Raw genomic sequence first — 22,881 nt, 5'->3', positions numbered from 1 at the left:
TCCGCCTATTTGAAAGCCGTGCCCGGTTTTACGCCGAGCTTCTTGAAGACCATGGCGGCCGGGCAGAAGCCGGTAAGCGACGCCTGCATCAGGTTGAGCCCGACAAAGGCGGTCAGGAGATACCAATAGGGCGAGACGTAGAAGCCGAGTGCCAGCGAGGCGAGCACCATGAAGCCGGCAAACATCATGACGGTGCGGTCGAGGGTCATTGTCATTCTCCTTGGGGTTGGCCGTGCGTTCATTAGCCCGGCGCGATCTCGATTTCCTTGAGTTTCCGAATGCCGAGCATGTGCAGGGCGAGGTTCTCGTAGAAGGTCTCCGCCTTGCCTTGCCGAACTTTATGCAGGAAGTACTTCTCGAAGCCGATCTTGGCCGCGTGCACCCAGCGGCCCTGCGAGGACCAGTTGACGTTGCGCGGCGGAATCTGCGGCTGCGCCACGAAGGCGATACCCTCGTCGCCGAAATCAGCGAGGCAGACCGCGTTCCAGGAGGCGACCGCCCTCGGCTCCTCGCCCGTCAGCAGGGCGGCGATGTTCTCTGCCGTGGCCGTGACCATCGACTCGATCATGAAGCCGGTCTTCGGTACGCCGACTGGTAGCGGCGTCTTGCCGACTGCCGGAACGGCCACGCACACGCCAACGGCGAAAATATTGGGAAACGCCTCGTTGCGCTGGTGCTTGTCGACGGTGACAAAGCCGCGCGGATTCACGAGCCCTTCGATGCCGTAAACCGCCGGCACGCCCCGGAAGGCGGGCAGCATCATGGAAAAGGCGAAGGGAAGCTCGTGCTTGGCTGCGGTCTTGCCGGCCTCATCGACTTCCTCCACATACATCCGGTCAGGTGCCACCTTCGCCACCTTGGCGTTGGTGATCCACTTGATGTGGCGCTCGCGCATGGCGCTTTCGATGAGACCCTTGGTGTCGCCCACCCCGTCGAGGCCGAGATGGCCGATATAGGGCTCCGGCGTGACGAAGGTGATTGGCACCTGGTCACGCTTCCTTGCCTGCCGGAGCGCCGTGTCGAGGATGAAGGCGAACTCGTAGGCCGGGCCGAAGCAGGAGGCGCCCTGGACTGCGCCGACCACGACCGGCCCCGGCTCGTTCAGCAGCGTATCGAATGCGCGCTTCGCCTCCGCCGCATGATCGACCTGACAGATCGACTGGGTGTGGCCTTCCGGCCCCAGCCCCGGCACCTCATCGAAGGCGAGATCGGGGCCTGTGGCGACGATCAGATAGTCGTAGTCAATGAATGTGCCGTCGTTGAGCGCGATGCGATTTTCCGATGCCATCACCCGCCTGGCGCCTTCCGGCCTCAGGTTGATGCCTCGATGTTTGAAGATGGGCTCGAGGTCGACGGTGACCGCTTCGGGCTCACGCCAACCGACGGCCACCCAGGGATTGGAGGGAACGAAGGAGTAGGTAGACCCAAGATTGACTACAGTCAGTTCGTCCGAGGGACGCATCTTGTCCTTCATCTCGTAGGCCATGATGACGCCGCCCAGGCCGGCGCCGAGAACAACGATACGGGACATGCCATTTCTCCTTGGCGGGATTGCCGAAAGGCCGGGGTAGCCTGTCGTATCCGGCGACGCTTTGATCCGGCGCAAACCCAGTGGAAATGACGGAAGGACAGATCGTCCCTACTCGGTTAAATTCCAAACTGGCATTGCCCGCCGGCTGTCCGCTTCGCACTTGCATGTAACATTCAAACTTCATAAATTCAAGAATATGAATGTAAGAGAAATGATCCCCGCCTCACAGGAGGCCGCTGACCTGATGCGAAGCCTGTCGCACCCGCAGCGGCTTTTGGTGCTCTGCGCGCTTGGCGGTGAGGAGAAGTCGGTTGCTCAGCTTCGAACCGAACTCGGGATAGACCAGGTTCCGATGTCGCAGCAGTTGATGCGGCTCAGGTCGGACGGCTTGGTGGAGTCGCGCCGCGTGGGCACGACCGTCTATTACAGGATCGCCCGGCCGGAAGTGCTCACTGTCGTGGAAGCGCTCCACAAGGCATTCTGCACGTCGATATGATGCCGTCTTTGCCGTGGGCCGGGCAGCACGCAGGAGGAGAGCAGGCCGAGCGCGGAATACGCCAAGTCCACACGTGCCTCATCAGTGACCACCGCGATCCTCTCTCCCACTCAACTGTAGGGCGCGCCGCGTAACAACCGCGTCGTACTCGGCGACGACATGGGAAATGAGAGCTAATCAGCCGCCTGAATCCCGATGCAAATCGCGAGATCACATCCCTCTTCGACAACATCTGAGCCGCGATCCGTCAGGCATCTGCCTGTAGCCGTGGCCACGCCAGCAGATACTGCCAACAGCGGGATAACATGTAATCGGCCGAATGCATCGTGTTGGGACAGACATGGTCATGCCACCCAGTTCACCAAGAAAGCCCGAACCTTTCCTTCATGGCCGGCATCTTCGCCCAGGGCTCGCCCGGCAGCCGGTCGACAAAGGTCGTGAACACGCGGCGAAACGATTCCGCCGTCGACCCCTCGGTCAGCGCTTCAACCTGTGCCGCCGGCAGCAAAGGCCGCATGTCCAGAAGGAAATGCGGATTGGCCAGCTTGGCGAACATGCGCTCTTGCGCCTCGGCGCGTGAGATCGCCTGGCCGGTAAGGTCGAGATACAGCCCGAACATCTCGATGACACGATCGGCGTTAAGGCCCTCGAAGACCTCGAGCCCATGTGCCAGGTCATAGAGGTCGCGTCCCTTGTCGCGCTGCAGCAGCGCCCGCAGCTTGGTCGCCAGCATCTCCTCGCGGGAGAATGTCGGAATGGCAACCTCGCCGGAGAACCAAGGATTCGCGACCTCCAGCGGCAAAGCCGCCGGCGCATCGAACGCCTCGATCTCGCGGGTGTTGATCTCGATCTTCAGCCTGATCGGCACATCGCTGCCATCCTCGGCCTCGACCCGGAAGCGAAACTTTGGTGCGACTGGACTCTGGTCAAACCGCGCCTGTCCGAGCCATGGCTCCAGAACGGCACGCAACTGGTCGAGGATTGGACCGATCGGGCCGGCGGAGGTGCGGACGAGGTCAATATCCTCCGAATAGCGCAGCGGCGCTGGAAAATGCAGCTTGTTGAGCGCCGTGCCGCCGCGAAACCGCAACGCGTCGCGCAGCATGTCGTCCGAGAAGATTTCGACCAGGGCACGACTGATGATAAGATCCTGCTCGACCTGCCGTTGATCCGCCCACGGCACAACATTGCCCCAGGCAACGATGTTTTGGGCCGGGATCATTCGTCGAGCTCCGGTACGCGCCGCACGATGACACGCCAGCGGGAATCGCGCTCCTGCGGTTCGGGTGCGAAATCGGGATCCCGCGCCTCCTGCCGATCGAGCTCGGCCCATGGTGGCGATCCGCGCGCCTGCAGCACCTGCTGCATCGGCTCCGTCAGGGCTTCATGTCCGAGGCGATCCAGCAGGTGCCCGAGACGCTGCACGACCGGCCGCTCGACCGTCACCGACAGGGCGGCGAGTTGCTGGGGATCGATTTTCTCTGCGAGGTCGGAGAGCACCGTGGCCACATTGTCGAGACCGCCCGAAGCCTGCGGATAGCGCAGCAAGTCGAGAGCCGTCAGCGCAGGCGACGATATCTTCATCGTGCCGGTATCGGTCTTGCGGTCCTCGATCCCCGTCGCCACCGCCTCCATATCCTTGCGGAAGTAGAAGACGATCAGATTACGGCCGGCACGGATCTTTGGCAGGCGCTTGGCTGTCAGAACCTGGAATTCCATCACGGCCTGATGGGTCGAACCGTGCAACTCCGCCGCCTTCAAGAGCCCGACATAATAGGCTTGACCCTCATAGTGCATGAGCGCATCGATATACCAGGACGGTGGCGGCGCCCCCCACGACGCAAATTGCGGCGGGACGACGACGTAGAACCCCTGCCGCGGGTTCACCAGTGCCTTGCGGCGCTGCAGCCGCTCGGCGGCATCCAGCAACGCGCCGCGACCGACGTCGAGCGCTTGTTCGGCCTCATCGGCGGTGAAAACCGTCCGGCCCGCCGAGAGCAGGCCGCTGACATAGCCTGCCAAGCCGGATCGTTGATCGTGAATCATGCCTTATTATCCGCTTATAGTGCGGAAATATCAACATGGTTTCATTAGGGGAAGCGATTCGATCTCATAAATCCGCGCAATGCGCGGATATTTCGACATGATTGTTTCAACCAACCCGTACTGAGCCACCTGATTCCACATCCGGCAGACGCGACGCGTTGCTGGAAGCCTGGCCTGAAGAGATGTTTGTCATCATCCCTTCGGGCCGGGCTGCGGCGAAGCGGAAGCCCCTTACAGGTCTTCCCCCTTACCACGGCATCCATCCCTGACGCGGGAATACGCGTTTTCGTTTGGGCGCTTTTCCGGTTCTACGGCTCTGCAGAGGTCACCAGAGAGGAAGAGTGCGGACCGGTTTGCCGTGACGGGTTGGAAGCCGAGGGAGAGGCCCTCTGCGCCCGTCGCGGAGAACCGCGATGTCCAGACACAATCAAAAGACCGGCGCCAAGCGCGACCGGACCAATCTCTCCTCAGAAATCACCGACAAGATCATCACCGAGCTGGAGGCGGGCCGCGTGCCCTGGGTCCAACCCTGGGGCACGGCCGCAGAACGCCGCAACCGGCCGGCGCTATTCCGGGATCAACGTGCTCCTGCTCTGGGGCGCCGTCATCGAGCGCGGGTTCGGCGGCCAGAGTTGGCTCACCTTCCGCCAGGCGCTGTCGCTCGGCGGCAATGTCCGCAAGGGCGAGCGCGGCACGACGGTCGTCTATGCCGACTGATCCTGCAGAAAGACTCAGTCGCACAGATGCCTGCTCTCGCACCTGTACGAGACTGGTGCAGATTACTGCCTCGGACGGGGCGTGCCGGTGGTTCTTGGCGTCAATGCCGTTTGGAGGATCTGGGGCAGTCGTCAATGATCGCCACTATGCCCGCCTCGAGATCTGCGTCGAGCATCGACCCACCTGCGCCAAGTCCATCACCCAGCTAGTCGATCGCCTCCCGGCGTGCCGCCAGATCAGATTCGTCCAGTCAGAACCAGAATCAGAAGGATGATGATCAGAACGCCGATGACGCCGACCCGCCATCTCCGAATCCGTAGCCGTAGCCACCGATACGACCACTGAAGCCCCCCAAGAGGAAGATGATGAGAATGATGAGAAGAATGGTACCGAGCGACATGGAGTTTCCTTTCGCGGTAGGGTTGCCGACTATTGACCGTAACCCAGAACGCTGGTGCCTAGTACGGAATCGGATTGACTAGTTCCCGTCAATCGTTACGCCATGCTCGCCAATCTCGATGTCGATGCCACTCTGGCTTTCCTGATAGTAGAGGTAGCCCACAACAAGGACACCTACCGCGAGCAGGCCGATGACCAAATAAAGCACGTTGCGACTCATTACGTCTGCCCTTTCACACGCCCTGCGAAACCCCGCGCCATCAGGCCTTAAGCCTAGTCTCCGCGGATCGCATCTTTCAGTCCACCAGCGGCGTTCTGAATCTTGCCTTCGAACTTGTCGGCCTTCCCCTCTGTTTCGAGCTTGGCGTCGCCAATCGCCTCGCCCAAGGCCTCCTTGACCTTTCCCTTGACGATCTTCGCGGAACCGACGACCCGATCCTTGTCCATGCCGTTCTCCTTTCGAAACACAGCGAGCCGTATACACTGATAGCGATGTCTCCGAATGGTGCGTTGATCCAGGTCAATTACCTTCACTGTTCTCGCTGTCTTCGCAGTCCTGCCAGTTCCGTTTCGCATGAGTGTTGCTGTCTTAGCCATCCGCTCGGGTTTTCGGGCACAACCATTCCCGTTTCCTGAAGCCGCGACATGACAAACCAACACGCGCGACGAACTCGGCATCTCCGAGGTAACGGCTGCGCACCCATTCAGGCAGCACTCACATCAGTCGCGACCTTTGCCGTAGGCGCCGCGATGCCGCTGGCGATGGTCCTTCTGATGCGTCCCCCGCACCCCATGACAGAGCATACCGGGCCATAGCCGGCACCATGTCAGAGCCGTTGTCGATGAAAGCGATGGCGTTAATCGGGTCGGTGCGCTGATGCGCTTTCAGCTTCTTCGGCTTTCCGCAGCAGACATCGATGCGCGTTGCACCCGCCTCCATCGCATTGTCGACGATCTCGCGCGCCGCGGCAGCGGTATTGCGGTATCCACTCCGACGCTGCGACTCCAGCGCCTGCGCGCATTGGTTGCTGCGAGGCTTGTTCACGATGTCGCCCTGAGACGTTGCAGTGCGAGCGTCGCTTCGGCCAGCCAAGCGTCGACGGCAACCTTGATCAGGACTCGCCTCCCGGCCATCCGTCCTTGACGCGGAAATCCGTGGAGCCCTCTCGGCGCCGTTCCAGTTCTGCTTCTTGCGCAACCGCCGGGGATTAGAGTGAGAGTGCGGACCGGTCTGCCGTGACGGGTTGGAAGCCGAGGGAGAGGCCCTCGATGCCCGTCGCGGAGAACCGCGATATCCAGATACAGCCGCAACGCCGAGGCCAAGCGCGACCGGACCAATCTCTATTCCGAAATCACCGACAAGATCAACGCCGAGCTGGAGGCCGGCCGCGTGCCCTGGGTCCAGCCATGGGGCACGGCTGCGGCGAAGGCGCCGCTGGCCATGCCGCAGAACGCCACGACCGGCCGGCGCTATTCCGGCATCAACGCGCTCCTGCTCTGGGGCGCCGTGATCGAGCGCGGCTTTCGCGGCAATCTTGCCGGAGATATCAGCCCGCTTTTTCTGAACCGAAGCAAGGTCCTTCGATGCGCGTTCAATCTCCTTCATCTTTGTTCGGTGCGTGGAATCGTTTTTGGTACGGGATGCTGCAGTTTCCGCCTTGTTAATCTTGCCGATCAGATCAGCTTCTTTTTTTGCCTCTCGCGCATCGGCTTTTCGTAGGTCAGAAATTTCACGGTTAAGCCTGTCGATCTGGCTTTGATTGGCTGAACTCATACGCCCTCCTCCCCTGTATTCCGTGATTGTTATCGAAGGCGGGCCAACCTCGACTTCCTATACGCAGCGCAGCAAACGCTACTGCAATAGCTCGGGAAGGCTCTGGAACAGTTTCCTTGCTTCAGGCCAGCCCGCTTCCACAAAAAGCGCGATGCAATCGATCAGTTTTCGGCGCCTTGTTTCATCTTCAAAAATGGACCGGTGATCGGCTAGGTACATCCCGACCAGCTCCACACAAAGCCTATGACAGGCACCAAATGAGCTACTCCCATCTGGTGCAAAGATGACATAAAAAAGTATCCGGGGATCCCGCACGAGGGAACCGCAAGTCGACAAACATTCGATACGGGGCTATGAATCAAACTGTCACAAATCGAACGTGGCAGCGCCGATGACACAACCTGCCCGCACAACCTTTGACGATCACCTTTATGTTTCTGGCAGCGCTGCAGAACACGTTGGATTCTTGAACTGTGAGGCAATTTCAGAACGCCAGCACATCCATCATTGGAACGTCACCCCTCACCACCATGAGGGGCTTTCTCAACTGTTCTATTTCGTAGACGCGCGAGTAACCACCCAACTCGACGATGTGCACACGGTACTTGAAGGACCGACATTGGTCTGGGCGCCTGCGTTGAGCGTCCACGGTTTCCAATATCCGCCCGACATCGCGGGGTGGGTCGTGACAGTCGCCACTGCTGATCTATCGCGCATTGTGCGAGCTGCTCCTTGGCTCGCAAGCTGGATCGACTCTCCGCGCTATCTCGCTGGATGCCACCACGCAGATGTATTCCGTACGGCGGATTTCATTGTGCGCGAAATGGTTGAGGAGCACCGGAGCTGGAATGCAGACCGGAACTTTGTGCTTCAATCTCACTTTCAGGTTTTGCTCGCACACTTCTCCCGCGGGCTCGACAGGGAGGAAGAGCACACATCCCCATCTGTCCGGCGACCGATGTCGCTCATCCGGGAATTCCGCCGGCTCGTTGATGCGCGTTTCTGTGAAACGCATTCGGTTTCAGACTATGCCGACGTTCTAGCGGTAACGCCAACACACCTGTCACGGACCGTCAAAACGATCACAGGATCGACGGCTCTTGAAATCATACAGGAAAGGATCTTGCTGGAGGCGAAGAGGGACCTTCTGTTCTCCGAGCGCGCTATAAACCAGATTGGCTATTCGCTTGGCTTCTCGACGCCTTCCTATTTCTCCAGGTTTTTCCGCCGACGCACGGGAATTACACCAGTTGAGTTCCGGCGAATAGGCGCCGTGGTACCTACATCGACCACAACCAAAGAACTTCGGGACTTCGGAGTTCCTAGAAATGCCGACATATGTCGGCACAACTACTGAGGCGTTCAGCGCGACCCGTTCGACGGGGTTTCGGTAGCAATGGCGTTGAGGTTTTTGGGCAGATGTCCGCCCAAGAGCTCTATAATCGCACTTTCGGAAAGGGGAGTACTCAGCAGATTGCCCTGTATTCCGGTACAACCCTGCCGGCACGCTGGCCTTTAACTGGCTCTCTCTGTCCGCCCACAAAGCTTCATCGACTTCGATTTTCAGCAATGACGTTTCAGCCGCCTCTTCGCTTCAGGCCTTCGTTTTCCGGGTGCTCACGGGTGCGTTGGCGCAAGAACAAAATCAAACTTAGAGACCCATTCGGTCGGGCCTTCAGGGGTATGCGCAAAAGGAGCGACGAGTGATTGCTTCACACCGAACACTGTATCGGACTCGATGTAGTCGTCATCTCCAACAAAGGTGTGGGTGACCAGTTTCTGAAAGCCAGGCGCAGTCACAAGGAAGTGGGTGTGGGCAGGCCTGTAAGGGTGCCGACCGATGTGCTCCAGCATCTGGCCGACTGGACCATCGTCCGGAATGGGATACGAAACCGGTTTGATCCCCTTGAACTCGTATCGTCCATCCGCACCGGTCGTAAATATTCCGCGGTTGTTCCACTTCGGCTGAATGTTAGGCTGCTGTACATCGTAGAAGCCGTCGGCGTTATCCGACCACACATCGATCTTGGCCCCCGAAATGGGAGCGCCATTAAGATCAATCACTCGTCCAATGAACAGGCAGCTTTCGCCTTTCCCGTCCAACGAGATGTTGTCTCCCATCGTTCGCTCGGGAGCACCCGCGACATGAAACGGACCGAACACGGTGTTCTCTGTGGCACCGGCTGGGCGTCTATTGTTGATTGCGTCGACTAGCATCGAGAAGCCGAGAACGTCACTGAGAAGAATGAACTCCTGACGTTCCTCACTGCAGATCTGGCCAGTCTTGGTGAGAAAATCGATTGCGAATTCCCACTCCTCTTGGGTCAGTTCAACTTCCTTGGCAAAATCATGCAGATGCCGAACCAGAGACGACATTATTTCCCGGAAACGAGGATTGATGTCGCGGCCCATTCGTTCGTTTACGATCTCCGCTGATCGTTCTTCGTTAAAATAGCTCGCCATCGAAACCCCCTTTTTCGTCACGGACTTCGAACTTCAATCGCAGGCACCTCAGTCATGACTGAGGTGCCTGCCCCGCCCAGGCTCGCCGCAAAAGCCCCGCAATCGAGTTGCGATCGATCTCCCGAGGATTCCAATATGGGTTCTGAACAGCCACATCGGCTGCGCGTTCAATATCGGCTTCCTCCAAACCAAGTTCTTTTAGGGAGACGGGAGAACCGATGGATTTGGCAAATTCCCACAGACCTGCACCCAACCGACCTCCAAACAGGTTTGCGATCGGAGCAAGCTGATCGCTTGCCGCCAGCTCGTTGTAGGCCGCGGTATGGGGAATAAGGATTGCATGGGTTTCAGAGTGCGGAAGATCGAATGACCCGCCGAGCGTGTGGCATAGCTTGTGGTGCAGCGACATACCCACGGTGCCGAGAACCGTTCCGCATAGCCACGAGCCATAAAGTGCAAGGCCCCTGGCCGTTCTGTCATAAGGAACGCGGACTATCTGCGGTAATGCATCGCGAAGCGACCGAACGCCTTCGACGGCCATCAGGGACGAAATTGGGTTTCGATCCTGGGCATAAATCGCTTCGATCGCATGCGCCATAGCGTTGAGACCGCTGGTAACGCTCATTGCGACGGGGAGACCAAGGGTCAGGTCAGGATCGTAAATCACAACTTCGGGCAGAACGATGTTGCTGCGCAAGGTAGTTTTTTTGCCTTGCTCAGTCTGACCTAATATGGGGGTTACCTCGGAGCCGGCATATGTTGTCGGAACAGCAAACTGAATTGCATCAGTTCGATATGCGATAGCCTTTCCCAGCCCGATTGTAGAACCCCCTCCCAGTGAAACAACACCATCGGCCTGGCAAGAGCTATATTTAGCTACAGCCGCGTTGGTCACCGGAGTGGGCGTATGCATCGCAGCTTCAGAGAAGACGCCAGCTGTTAGTTCACCCAGATCGGACGCGAGACGCTCTGCATCGGGTTTTTGAAATGGCGTCGAAAGAATCAAGACGCGACGACAACCAGCGGCAGACACTTCGCGCGCGAGAGAAGCCAGCGTACCCGCGCCAAATACGATACGTGCGGGATTCACATTGTAGACAAAGGCCGGCGCCTCAATGCCGTTTCCCAAGTTTTGAACCATTCTTGCCACCTACGAATCCATTCCGTGCTTGATGTTAAGAGGAATAAAGAAGGTGCTCACGCCGACAAGGCACTGTCGAGCCGATTACCTGGAGGCGGACCTACTGGGCGTCGGTGGCCGGCATCACGGATTTCTTTTGAAATCCCGCAATCTCCCGATAGCTTGCCGCCACTTCCTCCAGCTCTTCGGGTGTAATCAAATCCTCAACACGATCATCCGGTCCAGTCACCCTGGCATCTGCAATGTCGAGTACTTTTTCAGGACCAGACTGCCTATTTGTCAGAACGACCTTGGTAGTGATCGGGCGCCGAATTTTCTCGTACTCGCGTAAACCAGCCGACTCAGGGGCTTCCGCAAGCTTCTCAGCCAAAACCTTCGCATCGATGATTGCTTGTGACGCTCCATTTGCGCCAATCGGATACATCGGATGAGCCGCATCACCTAACAACGTCACACGGCCGTCGGTCCAAACTTCAAGTGGATCCCGGTCGATCATCGGGAACTCCGTTATTGCTTCGGTGCTTTCCATGATGTCGACGACATTCATGTCGTGCATGACGAAATCATTGAAGCGTTGAATGAAGTCCCGCGTCCCTCGCCGCGTCCAGTCGGCATCCTTAATGTGTCGGGGTTGATCGACGCGCACCTCAGCTACCCAGTTGGTAAGCGCGCGCCCCTGTTTTCGAGCCTTTTCGCTGATCGGATAGGTGACGAATTTCACATCATGGTTTCCCGCAATAACCATGGTGCGCCCGTCGCCGATCTGCTCCATTTCGACTGCGCCGCGATACATCATCGTACCCTCGTAGTGGGGCGGACCTTCATCCGGATGCATCTGTCGGCGGACGTTCGATCGCAGTCCGTCGCCACCAATCAGGAAATCAAAATCGTAGCTGCGTCCGTTGGCGAAATGCACATTGACCTGATCTGAAGTTTGATCGTAGCTCTCAACCATCATGCCCGTTTCCACTGAATCGGCCCCTAGGCGAGACCTTACGGTGTCGAACAGAAGGAACTGACACTCGCCACGATGGATTGAGTATTGGGGGGAAGCAAACCCCGCTTCAACATTGCGCGGATCCGACTGGATGACATGTCCGTACTTTGTCCGATATTCGATACACCGGGTACGAACCGCGATGTCGTCCAGCGCTTCCGCAAGACCAAGTCCATGAAGCACCTCGGACGAATGCGGCATCAGATTGATGCCGACGCCCAAAGGCTGCAGCTCATCCACCGCCTCAAAGACTTTGACCTCAAATCCCATCTCGTGAAGCGACAATGCCGCCGTAAGCCCGCCAATACCGGCACCCGCAATCGCTACTCTCCGCATTCCTGCCTCCCAGCATTTCATTTTTCCGACCAAATTACCTTCAATGGTTCCGTGTCAGACTGCTTGATTTGGGGTGATTATCGAAGGGTTGCGGGGCGGCAACAATTCACACACGTGACAATAGATGTCACATTATCAACCTTGTGTGCCGATCGGCGAATTCGTGTGCCCCTGTGTATCTAGAGCTATCAGCTACCCGGCAGTCGATGCACTCTGCTCTCTTGGAACCTCCTCGATTCCGTATCCGTCATCAGGCAGCGGCTCGCTCTTGGGCGATCACATTCAGTTCGTCAAAGAACTGTGCCGCGAGTTTCTTCGACGTCGAAGCGATCAGACGGTTGCCCAATTGCGCCAGTTTACCGGCCACAGAAGCATCGACATCATAAAGGATGGCCGTTCCTTCCTCGCGCTCTTCAAGAAGCATTTTGGCGGAACCCTTGGCGAATCCCGCGACACCTCCGGATCCCTGCCCCATAAGCGTGTAGCCGTGGAACTCGGTCACATCCGTGAATGTCACGTCGCCCGAAAAGGTCGCTTTGACCGGACCGATGGCAACGCCCACTTTTGCCGAATAGCCATCATCCGTTTCGGTGAGTTCCTTGCAGCCTGGAATGGCCCGCTGGAGAACCTCGGGATCGTTGAGCATCGTCCAAACTTCTTGCCTGGACAACGGAACGACGAACTCGCCCTCTAACTTCATTTTGAACCTCTATGTGATCACTACTTGTCGGCACTGACGGTTGTCATGACCGATTGGATATCTGGCATTTCTGCGGGTTTGAACGAGGGGCGGATGTGCTGCAGATCAAGCCGCAGCAACAGCGCGCTTTGTTAGAACACCAACGAGGTGGGCGCGGTATTCCGGTGTACCGAACAGATCGCCCATCATTTGATCAGCAGGTGGCGAAAGCCCCGCAATCGCATCAGGCGAGAACGATCCTGACAGAAGTGCTTCCGCCTCCCGCCAGCGAAAGACACCGTCTTCGCCAGCGCCTGTTACGGCGACACGGACACCCGATTCAAACTGGGCCACGAAGACCCCGACCAGCGCAAAGCGCGACGCTGGTTGCTCAAATTTGAGATATGCAGCCCGCCGGGGAACGGGAAATTCCACAGCCGTAATAATCTCGCCCTCGGCAAGCGCGGTAGTGAATACGCCCTGGAAGAAATCGTCGGCCGCAATCTCATGGGAGTTCGTGATGATTGTGGCTGCCGACGCCAAAACTGCAGATGGATAACAAGCAGACGGATCATTGTTCGCTAGCGACCCGCCGATCGTTCCGCGGTTTCTAACTGCGGGATCTCCAATCCCACCCGCGAGCTTAGCAAGCGCTGGAAAGTCTTTCACATTCCGCGACACCTCAGCATGCGTCGTCGCCCCCCTAATTCGGATACAATTATTTTTACGCTGGACGCCCTTCATCTCATCGATTTCGGCAAGCGAAACCAGTCGGGTGGGAGCGGCAAGTCTCTGCTTCATTGTCGGAATAAGCGTTTGCCCACCGGACAATGGCTGAGAACCTTCCGCTCTAAGGGCGTCCACCGCTTCGGCAATGGTCTTTGGGCCAACAAACTCGAAGTCATACATTCCCGCTCTCCATTTGCTCAGCAGCAGCCTGTATGGCGGTGACGATGTTTTGATAGCCTGTGCAGCGACAGATACTGCCGGCTAGAAAAGCGCGTATTTCGTCTTCCGTGGGCTTCGTATTTTCCTGAAGCAGCGCAAGTGCCGCGATAATCATGCCGGGGGTGCAGAACCCACATTGAAGTCCGTGATAATCATGGAAGGCCCGTTGAATTGGATGAAGCGCGCCTCCGACCGCAACTCCCTCGATAGTCGTTACCGACCGCCCCTGCAGTTCGACAGCGAAAGCAGTGCAGGATTTGATCAGCTTTCCATCGACCAAGACATTGCACGCGCCACACTGACTGGTGTCGCATCCGACGTGGGTGCCGGTTAGGCCATTCGCTCTAAGGAATTCAACCAGAAGATTTCTGGGTTCTGCAGGGCCCGCTAACTCGGTCCCATTCACACTAATTGATACGAAGTCCATTTTGCTGTGGCCTCCACTGGATGAATGCTCTCCTGTTGCGACGGGAAATCGTGTTTCCATCAAAGTCCAGCACACTCTCTTTTTGACAGGGCTTCCGTTGACTCCCGGGTCAAACGCCAGCGTCTTTCGTACAATCTCATCCTCATTCTCCCTTTCATTCGAATGCCCAGCCACGGTAGAAGTCGTTTATTTTCAATGTCATGACCGAATAATGCATTCTTGCACGAACTTCATGTTTCTAAATTTATAATGTCATCTTGACTTGATAATCGATAATTTGCAACATTTAACATACGCTGTTCAGAGGAGGCTGCAAGCACCGTGAATCAAACATTTTTGGCAAAGACCCTGCTTCGCCGCGACATCATTGAAGGTCGCTGGCCTCCTTCGGAGTGGCTTCGGCTCCAGGAACTGAGAAAAGAATACAACCTGGGAAGCAGTCCCCTGCGGGAGGCGCTTACCGGGCTCGCCGGAGAGGGCCTTATCGAGTTTGCGGCAAACCGCGGCTTCCGACTTAAGCCCCTTACGAGAAGTGATCTGCTCGACATCGAATGGATGAGGGTAACGGTGGAAACCGCCGCGCTCCGCCAGTCGATTGCCAAAGGCGGCGTAGAGTGGAAGGCCGAGGTTGTCGGCGCGCTCTATCGCCTGAAGGACATCACGCTCAACACAGCGACCGATAAAGAAGGTCTCGACGCCTGGAACGACGAGCATGATGAATTCCACAAAGCTCTGATTTCGGCCTGCGGCAGCCCACGAGCCCTCGAAATCCAACGGCGCCTAGCAGATCAGCACCGCCGTTACCGCATCGCGCTCATGGATGAAAACATGAACCGCGAGGAGATCATCGAGCAGCATACCGCGATCGCAGACGCCACCGTATCCGGCAAGACCGAAGAAGCGGTCGAGCTGCTGGAAAGAAATCTCCGGACGACGACCGAGTTCTACTCGTCTGTCCTGGACGATCGGATGAGTGATTCCGAAAAGAAAAGCTAATTCAACGAGTTAATTGGAGAGTACTGTGACCTCAAAGCTGATTATTACGGTTGCGCCTACCGGCGGTATGGCATCGAAGGAATCCAATCCTGCATTGCCCACTCAACCAGAAGAGATCGCCGCATCCGTCGCTTTGTCACACAAGGAAGGCGCGGCCATTGCGGCATTGCATGCACGCCGTCCGGACGATCTGGCCACCTGCAATCCCGATATCTACCGCAACATGAACTCCCTAATTCGGGAGCGCTGCGACATCATCATCAACAATTCCACTGGGGGCGGTTCGAGCGGCGATATGTTGCTCGAGCGCCCGGATGGGATGTTCGAGAACAACTTCGATGAGCGGATTAAGGGTGCAGACGCAGGCGCGGAGATGGCCACTCTGGATGGCTTTACCGCGGTCGACACCTTTGGCGACAAAGAGATCCTAGTTATCACCTCGCCTAGCCGCAGCGAGAAGCTCGCGAAGCGCTTCCAGGAGCGCGGCGTCAAGCCGGAATGGGAGGTCTTCAATCCAGCCCATATCGCTCAGGACGTCTGCAGGCTGATCGAGAAAGGGTACGACAAGCCCCCCTACTACATCAACATCGTTCTCGGTGCACACCGGAATTTCCAAGGTGCAATGGCGTATAGCCACGACGTGCTGGAGTCGATGATCAAGCTCCTGCCGCCGCAGTCTGTCTTCTGCGTTTCCGGAATCGGTCCAGCCCAGTTGCCCGCAACGACCCAGGGAATTCTCTGGGGTGGTCACGTGCGCGTTGGTCTCGAAGACAACAACTACTATCGCAAGGGCGAACTTGCGACGAACGAAATGCTGGTCGCGCGGACAGTGCGGATCGCCAACGAACTCGGGCGCGAGGTCGCGTCGCCTTCCGAAGCCCGTGAGATGCTCGGGCTCGCCCAACTGAATGGCGGGCAATGATGAACGGGGCAGCAGATAGCCGGTCCGGGTCGTACCCACTTTATCGATTTGAGCGATCGATGATGGTCGAGTGGGGAGACTGCGACCCTGCCGGCATTGTTTACTATCCCCGCTACTTCGAATTCTTCGATGCAAACACCAATTCTCTACTGGCGGATGCATTGGGCATGCAGAAGCCGGACATTCTCCGTCGTTTCAAGGTGGCAGGTTGGCCGATGGTCGACTGCCAAGCGAAGTTCGCGACACCGATCTCGTTCGGGCAGCAAGTCACTATTGCCACGGATGTGGTTCGTATCGGGAGATCAAGCATTACGCTTTCCCATCGCGTGACGAGCCGGTCTGGCGCACTGGCGGTGGAAGGGAATGACACCCGGGTTTGGATCGGTCGGGACGAAAACGACCCGAGCAAAATCCACAGCATCCCCATCCCTTGCGAGGTTACCCAGAGGCTCGGTGCCAAAAGCCCAGGAGAGGTTTCGTGATGCGCATGATCGACCTCTCCGTTGACCTGCGCGCTGGTATCGCATCGGACCCTCCGAATATGCTGCCAACAATCGAGTATCTGGATCACGATGCGGGTGCCCACGATTTCGTGCAAATGTTTCCCGGCCTGTCGGTGAGCCAGCTTCCCGAGGGCAAAGGTGCCGCCTTGGAACGGGTAATATTGACCACCCACAACGGCACCCACATGGATGCTCCCTGGCATTTCCATCCGACCATGGATGGCGGCAAACCTGCCCTGACGATCGATGAAGTTCCATTGGAGTGGTGCTTCGCAGATGGCGTGAAGCTCGACATGACTGAGATGCCTGACGGCTATGTCTGTTCGGTCGACGACGTGAGGCGATCGCTCGACCTGATTGAATACAACCTCAAGCCATTTGACATCGTCATGGTCAACACATCGGCCGCCACGGCATACGGCACCGACCGTTTCTTGGACGCCGGATGTGGAATGGGCCGAGAAGCCACGCTTTATCTGTTGGAACAGGGCGTCAAGATTACCGGTACCGACGGATGGAGCTGGGATGCTCCATTCTCAGCCACCCGACGACGGTTCGAAGAGACGGGTGATCCCTCCGTTATCTGGGAGGGACACAAGGCAGGCAGCGAGAAGGGCTACTGCCATATGGAGAAGCTCACCAACCTCGACCGCCTTCCACCGCACGGTTTCAAGGTGTGCTGCTTTCCCGTGAAAATCGCGGGCGCCTCGGCTGGCTGGGTCCGGCCTGTTGCTTTCATTAGAGACAGCGAAGAGCAGGAGAATTTAGTCGAGTGATTTCAGTTTGTTAGAGATTCCACCGCCTCAAAGCACGGGTAGTGGATATCATGGGAGGATACCAGAATGAACTACAAATACACGATTGCTTTCGGCGTAGCCGGAGCTCTGCTCGCCTCTACGGCCTCGGCCGCAGAAACGATCAGCATAACTGTCGTCTCGGGCAACGCCCCGCAATTCTCGGCGGTAAGTGCAGTCACCACTGGGTTCATACCTACCGTCGATGAAATCCTTGCAGAGACGGGAAACTATAAGATCTCCTGGAACGAAGCCTATAGCGGGCAGATCGCAAAACCCCGTGCCGAACTCGAGGCGGTCTCATCGGGGCTTGGCGACGTCGGCGTTGTCATTTCCGCCTACACGCCCGACAAGCTTCCACTCCATCAGATCTCATTCTCCACGCCCTTCACAGCGCAGGACCTGAGCGTGGCAGTAGATGCGATCAACTACATGGTCGAGACCTATGAGCCTTACCAAGCAGAGTGGGATGCGTTCAATCAACATTATTTGCGCAATTCGGCGGTCGTAGACGCCTACACGCTCTATTCGAGCATCCCGATAAACTCGCTCAAGGATATGAAGGGCAAGAAGTTCGCCGCGGTCGGCGCAAATCTCCCCTGGATTCAGGCGGCAGGCGCCGGCGCAGTCACTGGGGAAATGGCAACGGCGTACAATTCCATCCAAACTGGTGTGTACGACGGAATGCTCCTTTGGCAGCAGATCGCCGCGGCATTGAAGATTTGCGAACCAGCTCCCTATGCGCTCGTGACAGGGGCAGGCGGCAGTGCCACCGTCATGTTGACGGTCAACAACGGGGTTTGGGACCGTCTTCCCGACGAAGTCAAATCTGCATTCGAGGAAGGCGCTGAAGTCTGGAACACCGTCAACCTGGATGCGCTGGTTGCAGGTTCAGAAGCTGGTCGCGCGTTATGCGAAACCGAATACGGACAACAGACCACCACGCTGCCCGAAGAAGACATGATTGCCTGGGCGCAGGTGATGCCAAGCCTGGGCAAACAGTGGGCTGATCGCGCGGAGTCAGACGGCAAGCCAGGACACGAGTTGCTTTCCGCCTATCTCGACTACCTTCGGTCGAACGGCCAGAAGTTGCTTCGGGATTGGGATCAGGAATGAGTTCCGCAGGAAACGACGACGTGAGGACGCCGGATAGCGGTGCCTTCACTTTCCCCCAATCAACTGCTCACGGATCCAAATCGGCGCCACGACGAGCGTTCGAGCATCTCACCTATGTATGCAACTGGCTGGGTTCGGTTTGGATATTCGCGATGATGATCATCGTCGTCGTCGATGTGGCTTTTCGTTACTTCAATGCGCCGATCAATGGCCCTACAGAAATTATCCAGGCCTCCATCGTGGTGATCGTCTACCTGCAGATCGCACACACCCTCAAAGAAGGCCGGGTTACGCGTTCCGATGCATTCTTCATGGGTTTGAGGCGGCGCTTCCCTTTGGTGGGAAGCGTGACGGGCGCGCTCATGCATGCTGCAGGCGCAGCATTGATGGCTGTGATCGCTTGGTTGGCCTGGCCCAAATGGCTCGATGCTTACGATCACGGCTATTTCATCGGCGCTCACGGGGTTTTCACCTTCCCCGAATGGCCGATCCGCTTTGCGATTTGGTTCGGTTGCGCGCTCTTGCTCGTACAGTTCCTCATCATGGCTGCCGACGAACTTGGCCTAGGGGCTGCGAACGAAAAACAATCGCCCGACGAGAGTATAGAAGAAGGTCAATCGTGATGACGGGGTTTGAAATCGGCATTGTATCTGCCGTCATAATGATAGCGCTGATCTACTTCGGCATGCATGTACCGATTGCGCTCGCCCTGACGTCGTTTGTCAGCGTTTGGGTCATGCGGGGAAGTTTCGATATTGCAGCGGCGCTGCTTTATGAATCCGCCGCACATACGATCAACGAATACATATTCGGGATCGTTCCGCTTTTCGTCCTAATGGGCTTCTTCGTCTCCGCGGCCGGCATGGGGCGCGATGCATATGAGATAGCGCACTACCTCTTGTCGCGTGTGCTGGGCGGGCTTGGTATCGCGACAGTCGCGGCCAACGCGCTGTTCGCCTCGGTTACCGGATCATCGATCGCCTCGGCGTCGGTCTTCACGAGAGTCGCAGTGCCTGAGATGGAACGCTTTGGCTATCGCACCCGCTTTGCGGTGGGCACAGTGGCGGGTTCCGCTATTTTGGGCATGCTCATTCCTCCAAGCATCCTTTTGATCTTCTATGCGATCCTGACGGAACAATCGGTCGGCGACCTTTTCCTGGCAGGGATTGGCCCCGGCTTGCTCCTGACATTGATGTTTGGTGTCACCATTGTCCTGATGGCCCGGTTTACGCCAAATTTGGTCTGGTCGAGCGGGTCGGAGCTAAGCCATGAAGACGCCGATTTAGATCGGCCTACCGGAGAACAAATTCTCTGGAAGACCGTCCCCCTGGCACTCCTGATCACGCTCGTCTTCGGCGGCATCTACGGAGGCGTATTCACGGCCATTGAAGCGGGCGGGATGGGCGCATTTGCGGCTTTCCTTATCGTGTTGATCCGTCGGCGGCTGACATGGAAAAAGCTTGGCGAAGTTCTGATCGACACAGGCCACATCACCGCGTCTTTGCTGTTCCTGATCATAGCGGCAAGCATGTTCAGCCGTATGCTGGGCATTTCCGGCCTGCCGACCCAGATGGGAGATTTGGTGATGGATTCAGGCCTTGGTTATGTCGCCCTCCTGCTCATTTACTTCGCCATCATTCTCGTTTTGGGGACTGTGATCGAATCCATCTCGATCATGGCGATCATGGTGCCGATCTTCCTTGCCGCTCTTCAGCCCTTCGGCATCGATCCTGTCTGGTTCGGCATCGTAACCGTTATCGCAGTCGAGATCGGGCTGTTGACCCCGCCCCTAGGGCTCTCGGTCTTTGTCGTACACGCGACACTCTCTCGTCGGGACGTGTCGCTGAAGGACATCTTCATAGGGTCGGCACCCCTGACACTCGCAATGTTATTCGTCCTATTGCTCGTCGTTTTGCTGCCGCAGATCGCAATCGGACTGCTTTGAGAGTGAAATGAAATGACCCGACCTAGGGAGGCAGAAATGGCAGAAAACGGAATAGGTCATTCGGTCAAGCGCGTTGAGGATGCGCGCTTCGTGACCGGTCGCGGCCGATATGTGGACGACATTCACCTTCCTCGAGAATGCTACGGGCATGTCGTGCTTTCACCCATGGCGCACGCCAGAATCAGTTCAATCGACACGTCTGCTGCTCTTCAGATACCCGGGGTGCTTTGCATCCTTACAGGAAAGGATATCGAGGCGGACCAGATCGGACCGATGCTACCGAACTTCATGCCCCAGGATTTCGGCCTGACCAAGGACGGATATCGCACAAAGCGCCCGGTTCTCGTGACCGACAAAGTCCGGTTTGTTGGTGACCGCGTTGCGTTCGTTGTAGCCGAAACACTGACGGCGGCGCGCAATGCCGCTGAATTGATCGAAGTCGACTTTGAGGAACTTGCGACTGTCCCGAACTCGCCGGCAGGCCTGGCTCCAGGTGCATCGGCTGTGTGGGACGACTGCACTGACAACGTCAGCTTCGCTATCAAGATGGGCGAAGAGAGTGTGGTCAACGAGGCATTCGAGAGCGCAACACATCGTGTCAGCGTGAAACTGAGGAACAATCGCGTTGCCGCAAACCCTCTCGAGCCTCGTGCGATAATCGGAAGCTACGATCCTTCAGACGACGGTTACACGCTCTACACGTCTTCCCAGAGCCCCCATGCTGTTCGTGAGCAGCTGGCGCGCGACGTCTTTGCAATACCCCAAACGAAACTGCGGGTGATATCGCCGGACGTCGGGGGAGGATTCGGCATGAAGACGGACGCATATCCGGAAGACGCATTGGTTCTTTGGGCGTCTCGCCGATGCGGCAGACCAGTGCGCTGGCTGTCTACACGATCGGATATGCTGGTGGCCGACTTTCACGGCAGGGACGAGGTTGTCGAGGGTGAACTTGCATTGAATTCTCAAGGCAAGATCCTCGCTCTACGAGCCAACTCCATCCATTGGATAGGTGCCTATGTCGCGCCGACCGGCGCCATCGCTCCCTGGTTTACGATACGCTATTCGCCGGGCATCTACGACATTCAAAAGGTGTCGATTACCGCGACGGCAGCATTCTCGAATACCGCGCCCACCCATGTTTATCGCGGGCCGGGGCGAGCAGAAGGCAACTTTCTGATCGAAAGGCTCTTGGACGAAGCTGCCAACCAGATCGGGCTCGAGCGCGACGAGATACGCAGGATAAACGCCATTCCTCCCGAGGCGATGCCATATACAACGCCCACCGGATCGACTTACGACAGCGGCGAATTCATGCAGTTGATGGAACGGTGCAAGAAGCTTGCCGACTGGGATGGATACGAGGGCCGGCGCCAAGCCTCTTCAGACCGCGGGTTGCTCCGTGGGCGGTCGCTCATCTTCTATATCGAACACGCGGGCATTTTTAACGATCGTATGGAGTTGAATTTCGATCCGAGCGGCGCAGTAACGATCGTCTCAGGCCTTCATTCTCATGGGCAAAGTCATGCGACAACCTTTGCCCAGATGGTCAGTGAGTGGCTCGGCATTCCCTTCGAAGATATACGCTTTATCCAGGGCGATACCGAGAAGGTGACGTTCGGCAGAGGCACCTACTCCGCGCGCAGCTCTCTTCTCGCAAGCAAAGCGTTGAAATCAGCGTGCCAGGCGATCATTGAGAAGGCTCGCATTCGAGCAGCAGAAATGCTTGAGACAGAGCCTGAAGAAGTTGACTTTGCGGAGGGCATTTTCAGAAGCCGGTCGTCAAATCGAACACTTCCAATCACCGATGTCGCCAGATCTCTTTTTCAACCGGTCCATCTGGACGAAAAATACTCACTCGGCCTCGAGGCGGTAGGAACAGCGTCGGCGGACATTCCCAATTATCCCAACGGCTGTCACATCTGCGAAGTTGAGATCGACCCCGAGACCGGGCGGATTTCCATCGATCGCTATGCCGTTGTCGATGATGTGGGTCACGCCATAAACCCGATGATCTGCGAAGGACAAATCCTAGGTGGTATCGCCCAAGGGGTAGGACAGGCTCTGCTTGAGGAGATTGTCTACGACGACGATGGGCAGATCATGACCGGCAGCCTAATGGACTACAGCCTGCCACGCGCGGACAACTTCTGCTCAATCAAGACCGAGCTCGCCGAGTATCCGACAGCGACTAATCCCCTTGGACTGAAAGGAGTGGGAGAATCCGGAACGATTGGCGCGCCGCCGGCGATTGCAAATGCGGTTATCGATGCAGTTCGCTCCCTTGGGATCGACAACATCGACATGCCGTTTGTGCCGCATCGAGTGTGGCAGGCCATCCGCGATTCACAACATGAGACCATTTGAAATCCGGTGAACGCGCCAACGATCATACCGTCAGAAGAGTGCGAACTGCCGGACAAGCCGGCCCTGCTAGCCATGCGGGATTGGATTGAACACGGTGAGAAGTGTGCGTTGCCTACCGTTACCGCCATCGATCGGTGCTCAGATGGTGGTGGGGAAAAGCGGCAGAATGCATGGTTGAGCCGTGCCGCGTCTGCCGGAGACCAGTTCGCTTGAGTCAGGCTGTGTCAGCAGTTCTTCTTGTTAAGCCCAAAGTGTGCAGCAGCAGGTGAGGCGCGTGACAGCAG

Annotated in this window: 23 protein-coding genes and 3 pseudogenes; 13 read left to right on the top strand and 13 right to left on the bottom strand. The window is 57.3% G+C overall.

The window, feature by feature from the left end:
- Nucleotides 1–5: 5 nt before the first annotated feature.
- Both N1058_RS19625 and N1058_RS19620 read right to left on the bottom strand, forming a co-directional pair.
- Nucleotides 6–209 carry a YgaP family membrane protein gene (locus tag N1058_RS19625; RefSeq protein WP_157016669.1) on the bottom strand — a complete coding sequence of 68 codons (204 nt, stop codon included), beginning with the start codon at nt 207–209 and terminating at the stop codon, nt 6–8.
- A gap of 32 nt (nt 210–241) precedes the next feature.
- Complete coding sequence (locus N1058_RS19620; RefSeq protein WP_265519288.1) at nt 242–1,531, bottom strand: NAD(P)/FAD-dependent oxidoreductase; 1,290 nt, start codon at nt 1,529–1,531, stop codon at nt 242–244.
- 244 nt (nt 1,532–1,775) lie between these two features.
- On the opposite strand from N1058_RS19620, the gene N1058_RS19615 reads away from it, so the two are divergent.
- On the top strand, nt 1,776–2,027 hold the full coding sequence (locus tag N1058_RS19615) for an ArsR/SmtB family transcription factor (RefSeq protein ID WP_235911859.1): 252 nt from the start codon (nt 1,776–1,778) through the stop codon (nt 2,025–2,027).
- A gap of 358 nt (nt 2,028–2,385) precedes the next feature.
- Here N1058_RS19615 and N1058_RS19610 read toward each other — a convergent pair whose 3' ends face one another.
- Nucleotides 2,386–3,249 carry a nucleotidyl transferase AbiEii/AbiGii toxin family protein gene (locus N1058_RS19610; RefSeq protein WP_265519287.1) on the bottom strand — a complete coding sequence of 288 codons (864 nt, stop codon included), beginning with the start codon at nt 3,247–3,249 and terminating at the stop codon, nt 2,386–2,388.
- Complete coding sequence (locus tag N1058_RS19605; RefSeq protein WP_265519286.1) at nt 3,246–4,073, bottom strand: type IV toxin-antitoxin system AbiEi family antitoxin domain-containing protein; 828 nt, start codon at nt 4,071–4,073, stop codon at nt 3,246–3,248. Before N1058_RS19605 ends, N1058_RS19610 begins: the two co-directional genes overlap by 4 nt.
- A 413-nt stretch (nt 4,074–4,486) precedes the next feature.
- Between N1058_RS19605 and N1058_RS19600 the strand changes: the two are divergent.
- Nucleotides 4,487–4,790: pseudogene (locus tag N1058_RS19600) on the top strand (ArdC-like ssDNA-binding domain-containing protein).
- 277 nt (nt 4,791–5,067) lie between these two features.
- Here N1058_RS19600 and N1058_RS19595 read toward each other — a convergent pair.
- From N1058_RS19595 to N1058_RS19585, 3 genes are all read right to left on the bottom strand, one after another.
- On the bottom strand, nt 5,068–5,190 hold the full coding sequence (locus N1058_RS19595) for a hypothetical protein (RefSeq protein ID WP_420848021.1): 123 nt from the start codon (nt 5,188–5,190) through the stop codon (nt 5,068–5,070).
- 78 nt (nt 5,191–5,268) lie between these two features.
- Nucleotides 5,269–5,409, bottom strand: coding sequence for a hypothetical protein (locus tag N1058_RS19590; RefSeq protein ID WP_265519285.1), 141 nt, complete (start codon nt 5,407–5,409; stop codon nt 5,269–5,271).
- A gap of 53 nt (nt 5,410–5,462) precedes the next feature.
- A complete protein-coding gene (locus tag N1058_RS19585) occupies nt 5,463–5,636 on the bottom strand; it encodes a CsbD family protein (RefSeq protein ID WP_265519284.1) in 174 nt (57 codons plus the stop codon).
- A 208-nt stretch (nt 5,637–5,844) separates the two neighbouring features.
- On the opposite strand from N1058_RS19585, the pseudogene N1058_RS19580 reads away from it, so the two are divergent.
- The 3 genes and pseudogenes from N1058_RS19580 to N1058_RS19570 all read left to right on the top strand — a co-directional run.
- A pseudogene (locus tag N1058_RS19580) lies at nt 5,845–5,963 on the top strand (VIT1/CCC1 transporter family protein); the annotation flags it as partial.
- 517 nt (nt 5,964–6,480) lie between these two features.
- A pseudogene (locus tag N1058_RS19575) lies at nt 6,481–6,720 on the top strand (ArdC-like ssDNA-binding domain-containing protein); the annotation flags it as partial.
- A 634-nt stretch (nt 6,721–7,354) separates the two neighbouring features.
- Nucleotides 7,355–8,320, top strand: a complete 966-nt coding sequence (locus N1058_RS19570; protein WP_265519283.1) for a helix-turn-helix domain-containing protein — start codon at nt 7,355–7,357, stop codon at nt 8,318–8,320.
- Between the two features lie 260 nt (nt 8,321–8,580).
- On the opposite strand, the gene N1058_RS19565 is transcribed toward N1058_RS19570, so the two are convergent.
- The 6 genes from N1058_RS19565 to N1058_RS19540 all read right to left on the bottom strand — a co-directional run bounded on the left by N1058_RS19565 (nt 8,581) and on the right by N1058_RS19540 (nt 13,954).
- Nucleotides 8,581–9,426, bottom strand: coding sequence for an intradiol ring-cleavage dioxygenase (locus N1058_RS19565; RefSeq protein ID WP_265519282.1), 846 nt, complete (start codon nt 9,424–9,426; stop codon nt 8,581–8,583).
- Between the two features lie 52 nt (nt 9,427–9,478).
- Complete coding sequence (locus N1058_RS19560) at nt 9,479–10,543, bottom strand: maleylacetate reductase (protein ID WP_265519338.1); 1,065 nt, start codon at nt 10,541–10,543, stop codon at nt 9,479–9,481.
- Between the two features lie 124 nt (nt 10,544–10,667).
- Complete coding sequence (locus N1058_RS19555; protein ID WP_265519281.1) at nt 10,668–11,900, bottom strand: flavin-dependent oxidoreductase; 1,233 nt, start codon at nt 11,898–11,900, stop codon at nt 10,668–10,670.
- 250 nt (nt 11,901–12,150) lie between these two features.
- On the bottom strand, nt 12,151–12,600 hold the full coding sequence (locus N1058_RS19550) for an SRPBCC family protein (RefSeq protein WP_265519280.1): 450 nt from the start codon (nt 12,598–12,600) through the stop codon (nt 12,151–12,153).
- A gap of 105 nt (nt 12,601–12,705) precedes the next feature.
- Nucleotides 12,706–13,488 carry an FAD binding domain-containing protein gene (locus N1058_RS19545; protein WP_265519279.1) on the bottom strand — a complete coding sequence of 261 codons (783 nt, stop codon included), beginning with the start codon at nt 13,486–13,488 and terminating at the stop codon, nt 12,706–12,708.
- On the bottom strand, nt 13,481–13,954 hold the full coding sequence (locus tag N1058_RS19540) for a (2Fe-2S)-binding protein (RefSeq protein WP_265519278.1): 474 nt from the start codon (nt 13,952–13,954) through the stop codon (nt 13,481–13,483). The genes N1058_RS19545 and N1058_RS19540 overlap by 8 nt, the downstream gene beginning before the upstream one ends.
- Nucleotides 13,955–14,275: 321 nt before the next feature.
- Between N1058_RS19540 and N1058_RS19535 the strand changes: the two genes are divergently transcribed.
- The 8 genes from N1058_RS19535 (at nt 14,276) to N1058_RS19500 (ending at nt 22,597) form a co-directional block, all read left to right on the top strand.
- Entirely contained in the window at nt 14,276–14,950 is a 675-nt protein-coding gene (locus tag N1058_RS19535) for a GntR family transcriptional regulator (protein WP_265519277.1), read from the top strand.
- Nucleotides 14,951–14,975: 25 nt separating this feature from the next.
- Nucleotides 14,976–15,872, top strand: coding sequence for a beta-keto acid cleavage family enzyme (locus N1058_RS19530; protein WP_265519276.1), 897 nt, complete (start codon nt 14,976–14,978; stop codon nt 15,870–15,872).
- Nucleotides 15,873–15,931: 59 nt separating this feature from the next.
- Nucleotides 15,932–16,354, top strand: coding sequence for an acyl-CoA thioesterase (locus N1058_RS19525; protein ID WP_265519275.1), 423 nt, complete (start codon nt 15,932–15,934; stop codon nt 16,352–16,354).
- Nucleotides 16,354–17,151 carry a cyclase family protein gene (locus N1058_RS19520; protein WP_265519274.1) on the top strand — a complete coding sequence of 266 codons (798 nt, stop codon included), beginning with the start codon at nt 16,354–16,356 and terminating at the stop codon, nt 17,149–17,151. Before N1058_RS19525 ends, N1058_RS19520 begins: the two co-directional genes overlap by 1 nt.
- Before the next feature lie 66 nt (nt 17,152–17,217).
- A complete protein-coding gene (locus N1058_RS19515) occupies nt 17,218–18,285 on the top strand; it encodes a type 2 periplasmic-binding domain-containing protein (protein WP_265519273.1) in 1,068 nt (355 codons plus the stop codon).
- 152 nt (nt 18,286–18,437) lie between these two features.
- On the top strand, nt 18,438–18,908 hold the full coding sequence (locus N1058_RS19510; protein WP_265519272.1) for a TRAP transporter small permease subunit: 471 nt from the start codon (nt 18,438–18,440) through the stop codon (nt 18,906–18,908).
- A complete protein-coding gene (locus tag N1058_RS19505) occupies nt 18,908–20,230 on the top strand; it encodes a TRAP transporter large permease (RefSeq protein ID WP_265519271.1) in 1,323 nt (440 codons plus the stop codon). The genes N1058_RS19510 and N1058_RS19505 overlap by 1 nt, the downstream gene beginning before the upstream one ends.
- A 36-nt stretch (nt 20,231–20,266) precedes the next feature.
- Nucleotides 20,267–22,597, top strand: a complete 2,331-nt coding sequence (locus N1058_RS19500; RefSeq protein ID WP_265519270.1) for a xanthine dehydrogenase family protein molybdopterin-binding subunit — start codon at nt 20,267–20,269, stop codon at nt 22,595–22,597.
- The last annotated feature ends 284 nt before the right edge of the window (nt 22,598–22,881 follow it).

Source organism: Nitratireductor luteus, assembly GCF_026162365.1.
Classification (GTDB): Bacteria; Pseudomonadota; Alphaproteobacteria; order Rhizobiales; family Rhizobiaceae; genus Chelativorans; species Chelativorans luteus.
Note: the sequence above shows the minus strand (reverse complement) of the source record. Positions and strands in the feature narration are given on the sequence as shown.